Raw genomic sequence first — 13063 nt, 5'->3', positions numbered from 1 at the left:
TAATTAAAAAACAGAGCCAGTAATGGCTCTGTTTATACATCTATTACTTATAAACCAGAGTGTACATAACTTTAGCAGATACATCCCCTGCAGTGGTTGCACCGCTGGCGTAGTAACCACCTGCATAATTAAATATATGTTCGCCCGTAGAACCCGGCAGCCATTTACTTACGTCACCAATCTTGGCATGACTCTGAACACCATCGTTGGTATTGTAGATTTTAATCTGCACATTTTCAGCGCCGCCCTGTGTATTGTTTTTCAGGTTACCTGTTGCAGGATCCCAAGGCGTTGTGCTGCCGACAGGTTCAAAGTGGATACCGACTTCGTTGAATTCTGCCGGGTTAGCCTGAACCGGGCACTTAACAGTGATATTGAAGGCTTTAAAACCACCTTCTTTACCGCTGGCATCCAGTGTTTTGATAGAAACAGCATCCAGGGCAACCGTCTGATCCTTATCACCTACAATTTCACAGGTTTCTGTAATCAGTTTACCTGTGAATGTTACTGTTCCCTGACCTTCTGCAAAAGCGGAGGTGCTTGCACCGGCAACTAAAGAACCAGCAACTAATAATGCTAACTTCATTTTGTTCATATCTATATCCTTAATATATGATTTATATACTTCACTGCCTTCCATTAAACGGTTACCGTGTCTTATTCAGAGGTGACGGTAAATCCATTTTGATTATCGCAACTCAGGATGACCTTCTGAATTGCAGATTCCGTGTTCCGGTTTAAAATATGTAAACCGATTTTTGGTAAAATATTTTGTTCGATGAAACGAATAAGAATTCGTGCACCGGTTTCAGCTACAGAACACTGGCTGATAATTGAGTTCACCACATCATCGCCATATTCAAATGCAGCATTGTGCTGTGCAGACAGACGCTGACCGACACGATCCAGATGGATACGGACAATCCGGCCCAGCGATTCATCCTGTAACGGATAGTACGGCACGACACTCAGACGTCCGAGGAACGCTGCCGGGAACACTTTCAGCAGTTCCGGCTGCAGTGCGGTACGCATACCGTCCAGATCCGGAGTCGTATCCGGGTCTGCACTCAGACTTGAAATCAGGTCACTGCCGGCATTACTGGTCAGTAAAATGATGGTGTTTTTGAAGTCAATCACACGCCCTTCACCATCTTCCATGCGGCCTTTATCAAAGACCTGGAAGAACAGTTCGTGAACATCCGGGTGCGCTTTTTCCACTTCATCCAGCAATACAACGCTGTACGGTTTTCTGCGGACAGCTTCTGTCAGCACACCGCCCTCACCATAACCGACATAGCCCGGAGGAGAACCCTTCAGAGACGATACCGTGTGAGCTTCCTGATATTCACTCATGTTGATGGTGATAACGTTTTGCTCACCGCCATACAGCTGCTCGGCAATGGCCAGCGCAGTTTCGGTTTTACCGACACCGGACGGCCCGACCAGCATAAAGACGCCGATAGGTTTACGCGGATCCGCCAGCCCGGCACGTGAGGTCTGGATAGACTCACTGATGATATCCAGCGCATGCTGCTGCCCGATAACACGCTCTGCCAGGTGATTTGGTAATTCCAGAACGGCATTCAGTTCATCTTTCATCATCCGGCCGACCGGGATCCCGGTCCAGTCCGCAACAATCGCTGCCACAACCGCGGCGTTAACTTCTGCCTGAATAACGGCATCTTCACGCAGATTCAGACGGATTGTTTCAAGCTCTTTTTCCAGCTCAGTCAGTTGCTTTTGCAGCTCAGCCAGCTGTTCTTTATCACTGAGTACCACGGCTTCAGCGTCAGCCACGGCAACATCACCGTTTTCCGCTGCGGTTGCGTGTGATTCACCGACTACCGGTACAGGAACATCAGCCGGTTTTTCACCGCTGATTAAGGCCTGAATCTGACTGCGAACCTCAACAATCGCCGCAACCGTTGTTTTCTCTTTCAGCCAGCGGGCTTCCATTTCTTCCGCCAGTGCTGTCTGTGTTTTAATATCATTCTGTAACGCATTCAGCGTATCGCTGTCTTCACGGCCGAAATTCAGTGCTTTTTCTGCCAGTGATAACTCAGATGATGCTGTCTGCGTTTTATATTGCAGTTCCTGCAAATCCTTCGGCGGGATATTCTGGGCAACCGCAACACGGGCACAGGCGGTATCCAGCAGGCTGATCGCTTTATCCGGCAACTGGCGTGCAGGAATATAACGGTGAGATAAACGCACCGCTGACTGAAGTGCCTCTTCCATGATCCAGACGCTGTGATGTTTTTCCAGCATCGGCACCAGGCCGCGTAACATCGCGACGCTCTTCTCTTCCGACGGCTCGTCAACCTGTAAAACCTGAAAACGACGGGTCAGTGCAGGGTCTTTCTCAATATGACGTTTAAACTCACTCCAGGTGGTGGCACCGATAGTTCTCAGTTTGCCGCGCGCCAGAGCCGGTTTTAATAAGTTTGCCGCATCGCCGGTTCCGCTGTTACCGCCCGCACCGACCAGTGTATGGACTTCGTCCACAAACAGAATGACCGGATCCGGGGAAGCAACCGCTTCTTCCAGCACTGATTTCAGGCGGGACTCAAACTCACCTTTCATGCTGGCACCCGCAGAGAGTGCAACAACATCCAGGTTCAGAAGACGGACTTTCACCAGCGGCGGCGGAACATTACCGGATGCAATAGCCAGCGCCATCCCTTCCACCAGTGCTGTTTTACCTACCCCGGCTTCACCGGTCAGTAACGGGTTGTTCTGACGGCGGCGCAGCAGGATATCAATCATCGTATTGATTTCCTGCTCACGGCCGATAACCGGGTCAATTTTGCCTTCACGGGCCAGCGCTGTCAGGTCAGTGGTGTACTGCGCCAGGGTTGCTTTACCCTGTTCACCGGCCATCGCATTGCTGGCTTCACCCGGCAGGCTGTTTTTGCCGCCGAGGTCACTGTTATCCGTGGCATTCTGCTCTGCTTCCGGTGAATCTTTGGTAATAAAAGCCAGATCCGACGCCAGGATATCCAGCGGGATCTTGTCAAACACCGGTGAAATAGCGGATAACGCCCGGCGCAACTCAGTGGTTGTCAGGCAGGCGAGCAATAAATGACCGCTGCGGATGGCGCTTTCTGAATATTCCAGACTCGCACACACCCACGCACGTTCAATGGCCATTTCAATATGATAGGAGAAATCAGAAATTGAGCTGGCACCTGTCGGTAACCGCAGCAATGCCTGTTCCATTCCTTTTTCCATTAACTGGATATCGAGTTGAAAGTGACGGACAATTTGTCTGAGGTCACTCTGTTCCTGTTGCCACAGCTGAACCATCCAATGGACAAGCTCAACATATGGGTTACCTTTTAATTTACATAATGTCGTTGCACTTTCGATACTCCGGAATAATGTCGTATCGAGTTTGCCGAATAAACTCTGTCTGCTGAAAGCCACAATTATTACCTAATCAAGTGTTGTTTATACTAATAATCCACCTTTAACAGGTGTACGATTTTTTAAACACGTTATGTTCTGAATGCGACATTCAATAATCTGCACAAATAATCAGATTCACAGAGAATGGTATATTCATAAACATAAGAGTGTTCGTTTCTGCAAACATAAGAAACGCTTCTACATCATAAAAACAGATATTGACATTTAGCAATAAGATTTTTGCTTAAGTTTATTCCCGGGTTAAGCCTGTACAATCAAAATCTGTCATTATATGCACTACACTATCCTGAGGTTCACTTCGCGTCTTTTGAACGAAGACTATTACGCAGAAGAAGAAAACACAACTATAAGCATACATAAATTTATGAATTTGGATAATTCTTAAGACATAGCCGGCACTACGCCACGCCTTATTTCAATAACTGATAAAAATACTTACAAATCAATCAAATAAAAAATATAAAAAACAAAAAATCATTCATAACAAGCATGAACATATCGTGTTTAATAACAAAAATCAAATGCCTAAAAACACAAGACCGCGTAATTACGAACGTTTCCTTCCTACCGTAAAAATACTAATAAATACGTGATTAATCTTAATTAAAAATACAATTATCAATACGTATAAATACTGGAAACCCAATCACCCGACATTAATTTTCAAAACGTAACAAAATGCGGTACGATATGAAAATAACGATGAATATTTTATTTTCACATTTTAATCATTTAATGTTCACGCCTTTTTACTTAAAAAAAATAATTACATTATTACTTTGTAACTACGGTAATAACACGGTAATACAGACTTATCCGATATCGGTATGAGCGCATGGCATTTATTTTTAACAGAGGTTTATTCAGCGTTTTTTATATTTATCTTTTATAATTTTTGTAAGGCAGGTACTGCCTTCATAACTCATTTCTTTTCAGAGGTATATCCGTGGATCAGAAATTTCTTGATTTTTACAATCGGGAACTTACGTTTATGAAAGAAATGTCCGGTGAATTTGCGGAGAAACATCCGAAAATTGCCGGTCGTCTGGGCATGAATGGTATTGAAGTCGCTGATCCTTATGTCGAACGGCTGATTGAAGCCTTCTGTTTTATTTCGGCACGCTCCCAGGTAAAACTGGATGCAGAATTCCCGAAATTTACCCAGCGTTTTCTGGATGTCATTTACCCCAATTATAATGCCCAGACTCCGTCAATGGGTGTGATACAGCTGCATCCCAATACCAAAGAAGGGGATTTGTCAAACGGCTATCACGTTCCGAAGAACAGCCAGATGTTTACCCGTTTATTACCGGGCGAGCAGTCTCGCTGTGAGTTCCGCAGCAGTCAGGATATGACATTATGGCCGGTTGAAATTGAAGATGTCCGGCTGACCTCAATTCCGCCGGATATTTCCAGCCTGGAAAAATACCGGATATCGTATTCACGCCTGAAAGGCGCACTGCGGATCAAACTGAAACTCGATGGTGACAACCTGTTCTCTCAGCTGGAAAACCTCGACAAACTGCCATTTTATATCGATGGTGATGAGCGCGTTGTTTCTCATATTTTTGAACTGATCCATGCACATTATGTCGCCATGATTGTCCGCACCGGCGGCAGCGAGAAAAAAGATACCACGATTGTTAAGGGCGGTGTTTCTTTCGAAGGTTTACAGCCGGATCAGGCATTATTGCCGGTTCAGTGGAATATGTTCCACGGTCATAATCTGGTTCAGGAATATTTTGCCTGCCGCCAGCGCTTTTATTTCTTCACGCTCAATCATCTGCGTGAGGCATTGCGCAAAAATGACACCAACGAAGCGGAAATTATCATTCTGCTGGATCGTTTTCCTCAGGATCTTATCAGTCACATTGATAAAGACCGTTTTCTGCTGTTTTGCACACCGGTCATTAACCTGTTCCCGAAACGGATCGATAAAATCGAAATTAACCGTGCGCTGAATGATTTCCATGTGGTACCGGATCGCAGCCGGCCGCTGGATTATGAAGTCTTTTCCGTCAACAGGGTGATGGGACAACAGGCAGAGAACAGCAGCGAGGTGGTTTTCAACCCGATTTATCAGACACGCCACAGTGACTCCGGAAACTTCGGCCGCTATTTCTCGCTGCGCCGGGAAACCCGCGCCAGCGGCAGCGCACGCCGTAAATATGAAACACTGACGCCGTATATCGGCACGGAAGTCTTTATCTCCCTGGTCGATCAGCAGGAAGCCCCGTTTGATGATGATATCCGTTATCTCTCGGTGGAAGCGCTCGTCACTAACCGTGACCTGCCCCGCCTGATCGACCGGAGCAATGACTATGATTTGACACTGTCAGATTCCGTCCCGGTGTACGGCGCCAATTTCCTGTCACAGCCAAGCCCGCCGCATCCGCCGTTTGCCCGTGGTGAATCTGCCTGGCGGCTTATCCGTCAGCTCAGCTTTAACTATCTGCCGCTGCACGATATGGATCACAACCGGGGCGGTGAATCCCTGCGTAATCTGCTGCGCCTGTTTGTCAGTCCGGCTGATCAGGAATCCATGACACAAATCGACAGCCTGGTCGGCAGTAAAACCAAACCGGTTATCCGCCGGCTGCCCGGCAACGAATTACTGGTCTATGGCCGGGGTGTTCAATGTATTCTGACTGTGGATGAAGTCGGGTTTTCCGGATTAAGCCCTTATTTATTCGGGTTAGTGATGGAAAACTACTTATCGCGCCATGCGGCAGTTAACGTCTTTACCGAGACAGAACTGCACTCAATGCAGCGCGGCCTGGTGGCCAAATGGACACCACGGCCGGGCAAGCGCGGGATTTTATAATGAGCCATCTGCATCACAATATGTTAAGCGATCTGTCGCACTGGTATGACGAAAACGAGCCGTGGAAAAGCGGCTTTATCAGCCTGATGCGTGCGGTCGCGGCAAAATATCCCGATATGCCGCCTATCGGGACGGCGTCACGTCCCCAGCAGGAACCTTACCGGCTGGGACAGACACCGAATATGGTTTTTGCACCGCGTGAAATAGCGGATATCTCTCACGACGGTAATTTGTGTCACATCGATCTCTACAGTCTGGGGATCTGGGGACCGCAGGGTGCGATGCCGGTCAATTTTACCGAACAGGCTTTTATCCGCCTGGAGCATCAGGACACGCTGCTGCGCGATTTTGTCAATATCTTTCATCATCGCGCGCTGTCACTGTTTTACCGGAACTGGTTTGTTTCACAGGATGTTGCCACACTCGACCGCAAAGATGATGAGCGGTTCTCTTTTTATATCGGCGCACTTATCGGCCTGGTGCCGGATGAAATCTGCCACTCCGTGCTGCCGACACATGCCCGCCTGTCTTCTGCGTCTCACCTGATCCGTGAGGCGCGGAATCCGGAAGGACTGACCGGTGCGCTGGAATATTATTTTGGTATCCGGGTAGAACTGCGGGAATTCACCAAACAGTGGATTTTTCTCGAAACCGCCGATCAGACCCGGATGGGGGATCTGAATTCCTCATTACTGTTATCGGAAGGTGCCATTCTCGGCAATACCGTCCAGGACAGACAGCATAAGTTCAGTCTGATTCTGGGGCCGTTAACACTGGAACAATATATGCGCTTCAGTTTGTGGGGAGAGGATCTGCCGATTCTTAAAGAGTGGGTCCGCAGTTTTGTTGGCTTTGAATACGCCTGGGATGTACAGCTGGTGCTGGCCCCGGATGCGGTGCCGAAAGCCAATCTCGACGGCAGTCATCAGCTGGGTTACGCCGCCTGGCTGCCGCGGGAGAAACAGGACGAGCCGATATCCGGCATGAGTTTTGATCCTGAAACTCACCTGAACTGAATCACCTTGCTTAACAGATAATGGAATAATAACCGTGAGCGAAGAACTGCATTCTACTTTTCAGTCTGATTTTTACACTGAGATCCTGACACCGCTGGAAGGGAAGTTCGTCTGCGGCGAAAGTATCGAATATGACCCGTTATACATTACGTTACAGTCAAAAATGGCACCTAAAATGGGTGCGGAATACGGTGATTTTGTTGAAACAACAGAACCGGTTAACTGGCGTGAAATTGAAAGCGACTGTCTGACACTGCTGAAAAAAAGCAAGCATATCCGCCTGATTATTCTGTTAATCCGTTCCCGCAGCCGCCAGATTGGCCTGTTTGCTCTGGAAGAAGGACTGATCGCACTTTATCAGTTGCTGAAAGACTTCCCGAATGAAATTCATCCTCAACTGTATGATGAAGGGGAATTTGAGCCGTTTATGCGGGCAAATGCCATTTCTGAACTGGAAGATACTGACGGCTTTATGCTGGATTTCCGTCAGATGACACTGCCGAAAATTAACGGACTGCAACTGACGGTCAAAGACGTTGAACGCGCTTTTGCCATCCCGAAGGAAGAAAATGCCCTCGCGGAAGAGAGTGTCACCGGAATTCTGAATGAATGGCGTCTGAACGGTGATAAAACACTGGCTTCCCTGAATAATGCGGCGCTGATTGTGGACGCCATTAAAAAGCTGACCCGTGAAACACTGGAAAATGAAACACCGGCTCTTCCGGCCCTGACTCAGCTGCTCTCTTTATTTAATAAAGATTTAACGGCTAACGGCAAAAAACCGGCAGCAGGCGTTTCTCCTGCTGAAGATGCCGATTTAACCTCTGAATTAGTGTTTGCCGGTGATGACCCGGCGGATGAAACCCGCAGTCAGTCAGCGGATTCTGTCAGCAGCACGACAGAAACGGTGATTGACGGCGACACCACAACAGTGACAACCGAACGGGTTGTCTATCGTGACAAAGTCATTAACACCCGGCAGGATGCCCTCGAAAGGATCCGTGAAGCGCGTGCATGGTTTCAGCAAACCGAACCCGGTAACCCGATTATTTTACTGCTGAGATATGCCGAAGAAGCGGCGGGAAAAAATTTCCTTCAGCTCAGTAAATTATTCCCTGCTGACATGCTCGCTGTTTTGGATATCAATAAGGATATGTCATGAAAATAAAATTACTGGCGGCGCTGACCGCACTGGGAATATCAGGTAATGCGCTGGCTGCGGTATGTACAGCTGTAGAACCACCTAACTATCAGACCGAAAAATTGGAGACGCCGGCTACAGTAATTGAATTACGGGCTGATGCCCCGATTAGCTCGACTACACCTATCGCGCAAATAAGATCTACAGCGCTGAGTCAGCCGGTTCACTACTTCTGTGACTCTACCACTCTTATCGGGAATCGTCCGATTATCGTACCTGATATCGACCCTAACTATGATGGTATGTACAAAACAAAAATCGACGGTATCGGCGTAAAATTTACGACATCCGCACCGTCCGGCGGCCCTACCGGTGCGTTACCAAGATACAATATAAAATACACTGCAGATGAACAGGAGGGAGGTGGTAGTCGTTTCATAGCACCGCAGGGGATCTTTATTGCCTCATTCTATAAATTAGGGAACGTCGACCTTAATACAAGCTATCCCCTGCAGGCCTTATTATTCAGTGCCGGAGAAGTTGGCAGTAATAACATTGAGAATAATGCTGTTTCAACTTACTACATGAATCCTGTTCAGATTGTCAGTACCCCCGTATGTAAAGTCGATTCTCCGTCACCTGTCGATTTTGGTACTGTCGTTGCTGCCGAAGTCCGGCAGGGAGTGAAAAAGCCATTGCAGTTTGGTATAGAATGCAAAACAGATTATGGCTCTTATGGTGTCATCGCTTCAATAAAGGCTGATAGTACAATAAATGGCGGAAGATATATTAAAGTCCGGGACAGTAAAAATAATGAAGAATCTTTGTTCATAGCAATAACAGATGACAAGGGCAGTCCTGTAATGGTCGATAACTCAACGAAAATAAGTCAAACTGGTTTAAAAAGCGGACAGAAAGCCAATTTCGGATGGCAGGCAGAACTCAAAAAGCAGGATGGGACACCGTACCCGGCACCGGGGGAATTCAGAGCATCCGCTATCATTACCCTGGATGTTAAATAACAGAAACGCATGATGAAAAATACGATCTTTATCAGTATAGCCAGTTACCGGGATTCAGAATTAATTCCGACATTAAAGAATATGGTTGAACATTCTGCCAGCCCGGAAAAATTATTTATTTCTGTGTGCTGGCAGGATGAAAAACCTGACTTTTCTGTTTTTACTGATATGGGTGCAACAGAAAAGGAATATTCTGAAAACAACCCGGATGTTATACGCCTTAGCTACCTGGGAGCAACGCTAAATATTCATTTTGTGCAATATTATCAGGCGAAAGGTGCGTGCTGGGCCAGACATTGCTGTGAACAATACTATACTGATGAAGATTATTTTCTTCAGATAGACTCTCACTGCCGTTTTATTCCGGATTGGGATAGTGAACTCATTGAATACTATCTGTCCCTGAAAAACGATTTCAGAAAACCGATTATTTCCGGCTATCCGCCGGGCTATACCCCGGCAACAGAAGACAAAGAAGAAGAACTCCATCAGGCCGTTGCCAGAATGGTATTTAATCATTTTAATGACATTGATATCCCTTCATTTATCCCGGTTTCTCTTCTTGATCCGGAACAACATACCCGGGGATGTTTTTTAGCCGGTGGTTTTATTTTTTCCGCAGGTCAGTTTGTACTTGATGTTCCCAATGACCCACAGATCTTTTTTCTGGGGGAAGAGATATCGATGTCTGCAAGAGCATTTACCCACGGTTATGATGTCATCTATCCCAATAAGATATTTCTGTATCATTTTTACACCCGTACTGGTTGTGACAGAATCTGGGGAGATCATACAACGGAGAAAAAAGAAAAAAAAGTCGTTGAAAAAAGCTGGGTTGAACGGGATAAAATATCAAAAGGCCGGGTTCGTCAGCTATTAGGTATTCAGGAGTCTGATGATATTAACCTGGGAATATATTGCTTAGGTACAGAACGGACACTGGAAGAGTATGAATATCTGACCGGGATATTTTTTAGTGAACAACTGGTGGACAAAGCACTGCTGAGTAATACCAAGCCTACCTATTTTGAGCATATGCCGGCATCACGGGATGTATGGATATCTCAGTTATACAGTGATTATTACAAGACGGTTGACATCAATAAATCCGAATTAACGGCTAATGACGATAGTATTGATTACTGGTCATTGGGTGTATTCAGCGAAGATAACCAACTTATTGCCATGCAACGTCTGACAACCGCAGAATTTGCGGAACAGGAATCCGTTAATAATAAAAACATTTATCAGTTTGAAATAAAGCTGAAAGATAAATCTCATCTTATTCCTAAAAAACTCCGGCTGGCTCCCTTCTTTACGGACTGTGGCTGGGGAGAAACAGTGGAGAAGGTATGGTAAACAGTCAGGATGTCTTTAATAAGATAATGTGTATTGATGCACTTATTGATTTGGAGGCAATTATTCCTTCTTTATCAGAGTTGCAACTGAACTTATCGACGTCTGTTCAGCAGTTCCGTGATTGTCTGGAACTGGAGGATCCTTATTTTGAGCACTCTGAAAATTTCTGCCGGCTGCTCTGTATTTATCTGGATAAAATCATCCTGAAATACACAGACAGCCAGCAGCTTTCCTGGGCACCTTATTTACTGGAAAATTATTTCTACGGGTTTGACCGCGAACCTTTTGATATTACAGAACAGCTGACATTCTTTTCATCGGTAAAACGTAATGCCATTTTTTTACCTGCGTATCAGATGACGCTGCGGCTGTCCGGATTACCGGAATACAAAACCATACTGAAACCGGTGATTCCGCTGTTTGAAAAACGGCTGCCGCTGCCGCCTGTGGCTGATCCCGTGCCCCCCCCGGCACCGGAAATACTCAAACCCGCGGAATATCCGGCACCGGTGAGTTACCGGACAGTCAATATGCCGCTTATTTTTTCCGCAGAGATCCTTTGCCTGATATCGATTCTGATTTTTATCTGGCTCTATATTCGTGACACACTGGATACCCTGATTTAAATGAAAAATTTTGCCGCTGTAAAAAAATGGCTGATTATTTTATTCAGTCTCCTTGTCCTCACCCAGGCCGGGCTGGCTGTTTATGATAAAGCACATCTGTTTATCTGGCTGAGCGGGTTATGTATTTCGCTTTTTATCATTGCTGTTATTTCTGCTGTCCGTATCAGGGAACATTCAGAGGTGGTTGTGCAGGATGACGGTGAAACGGATCGTCTGACAGCACCGGAAATTGTCTTTATTCTCGGGCCTTATGCCAGAACCTGGTTCAGCCGGCAGGATGAGGATGACACTCTCCGGTTTGATAACCGGATTATCTGGATGCTGATAAACAAACCGGATGATATTCATAAACAGGTTACGGCAATCCGTCAGAAACACCGTCATTACCAGATCAGTGCCATCTTCCCGATATTACCGGACGGCAATGATTCCGATATCCTTTTGCTGAATAAATTGCAGGGCTGGAAAAATTCGTTTTCCCGAAACCAGTTTGAACAGGAAATACCCTGTACCTTAATTATTTATTCACGCCTGAGCAACCAGCGGCTTGCTCATGACCCGGATAACGCTATCTGGGTCGGAAAATTTAATCTTTATGATACAACATCCCGGCCGTTCCGTGATGAAATAACGGCGCTGCGCAAAGAACTGAATACGGTTTACCTGCAATCTCACGCGATTGCCTCACAACACCGTAATGCACTGGCACTGTCCACACTGAACTGGCTGGACGAAGCCGGTCTGATGACAGAAATAGAATCCCTGTTTTCGGAGAGCGTGCTCAGTTTTACCAATCTGATGTTTTCTGATTACGGAAACGGCCCGACCCGCCACGGTGCCTGGTCCCGCTGGATCCAGAAAAAATTTACGTTGCTGCCGCGGATATCGTCATATCTCACGCTTCCGCCATTACCGGTTAATACCGGTGAACCACCACCGCAGATAAGAAAACAATCGGCTGAAATGACACCGGTTCCTTATCAGAAAGTACGTTACTCATTACTGCTTATTCCGGTACTGATTGCCGGTGCAATCACAGGCAGTCTGCTCTGGTCACTGGATTTTAATATTCAGCGTAATGCCATCGTTAATCGTCTGGTCGCTGAATTTGATGCAACCGCACCCAATGCATTACAGCAGCGTTTTACTATTATTCAGCAGATGAAAAGTCTGTCTGATGCTATTTCACATCATGATAAGCCCTATTTCTTTATCATCGAACTGACACCATCCGATATATTTATCAGTAAACTGGATAAATCAATTACAGAGTTTTCCCGTAGCCCGCTCTATGTGGCACATGATAAAAATATTGTTTTTGATATCGGCAGCTCTCAGTTAAAGGAAGAAAATACGGAATATCTGATGCCGGTATTGACATTTATTAAACAAAATCCGGATATAACAATTTTGATTGAAGGTTATACCGACAATACCGGCAGTGATAAAACCAATATTAACTTATCGCTGAACCGTGCCGAACAGGTAAGGCACTGGTTACAGAAATCCACCGGATTTCCGGATAGCCACTTTGTTACCAGAGGCTTAGGTGCCCAAAATCCGATTGCAGATAATGATTCTCAGGATGGCAGAGAACAAAACCGCCGTGTTGAAATCAAAATTTATCAGGAAAATCAGTAATTATA

The 13063-nt window shown here is 46.1% G+C and carries 9 protein-coding genes; 7 read left to right on the top strand and 2 right to left on the bottom strand.

Annotated features, from left to right (window positions below; genetic code table 11):
• Positions 1-43: 43 nt before the first annotated feature.
• Together N7387_RS15510 and tssH are read right to left on the bottom strand one after the other, a co-directional pair.
• Positions 44-640 carry a fimbrial protein gene (locus tag N7387_RS15510; RefSeq protein WP_262860504.1) on the bottom strand — a complete coding sequence of 199 codons (597 nt, stop codon included), beginning with the start codon at positions 638-640 and terminating at the stop codon, positions 44-46.
• Between the two features lie 17 nt (positions 641-657).
• Positions 658-3426: a type VI secretion system ATPase TssH gene (gene tssH, locus N7387_RS15505; protein WP_279800136.1), complete on the bottom strand. Its 2769-nt coding sequence runs from the start codon at positions 3424-3426 to the stop codon at positions 658-660.
• Positions 3427-4375: 949 nt separating this feature from the next.
• Here tssH and tssF point away from each other — a divergent pair.
• The 7 genes from tssF to N7387_RS15470 are packed head-to-tail and all read left to right on the top strand — an operon-like array spanning position 4376 to position 13058.
• Positions 4376-6253 (top strand): type VI secretion system baseplate subunit TssF, encoded by a 1878-nt coding sequence (tssF, locus tag N7387_RS15500; RefSeq protein WP_262860506.1) that lies wholly within the window; start codon positions 4376-4378, stop codon positions 6251-6253.
• The gene (gene tssG / locus N7387_RS15495) at positions 6253-7269 is read left to right on the top strand and encodes a type VI secretion system baseplate subunit TssG (protein WP_262860507.1); all 1017 of its coding nucleotides are present in this window, start codon (positions 6253-6255) and stop codon (positions 7267-7269) included. The genes tssF and tssG overlap by 1 nt, the downstream gene beginning before the upstream one ends.
• A gap of 34 nt (positions 7270-7303) precedes the next feature.
• A complete protein-coding gene (locus N7387_RS15490) occupies positions 7304-8431 on the top strand; it encodes a type VI secretion system ImpA family N-terminal domain-containing protein (RefSeq protein WP_262862295.1) in 1128 nt (375 codons plus the stop codon).
• Positions 8428-9432, top strand: coding sequence for a fimbrial protein (locus N7387_RS15485; RefSeq protein ID WP_279800132.1), 1005 nt, complete (start codon positions 8428-8430; stop codon positions 9430-9432). The genes N7387_RS15490 and N7387_RS15485 overlap by 4 nt, the downstream gene beginning before the upstream one ends.
• Before the next feature lie 9 nt (positions 9433-9441).
• Positions 9442-10791 (top strand): GlcNAc-transferase family protein, encoded by a 1350-nt coding sequence (locus N7387_RS15480; protein ID WP_080694416.1) that lies wholly within the window; start codon positions 9442-9444, stop codon positions 10789-10791.
• Positions 10785-11417: a hypothetical protein gene (locus tag N7387_RS15475; RefSeq protein WP_262860511.1), complete on the top strand. Its 633-nt coding sequence runs from the start codon at positions 10785-10787 to the stop codon at positions 11415-11417. Before N7387_RS15480 ends, N7387_RS15475 begins: the two co-directional genes overlap by 7 nt.
• Positions 11418-13058: an OmpA family protein gene (locus tag N7387_RS15470; RefSeq protein ID WP_279800128.1), complete on the top strand. Its 1641-nt coding sequence runs from the start codon at positions 11418-11420 to the stop codon at positions 13056-13058.
• Positions 13059-13063: the final 5 nt, after the last annotated feature.

The sequence above is a fragment of the Morganella sp. GD04133 genome (genome assembly GCF_029835375.1).
GTDB lineage: Bacteria > Pseudomonadota > Gammaproteobacteria > Enterobacterales > Enterobacteriaceae > Morganella > Morganella morganii_B.
Note: the sequence above shows the minus strand (reverse complement) of the source record. Positions and strands in the feature narration are given on the sequence as shown.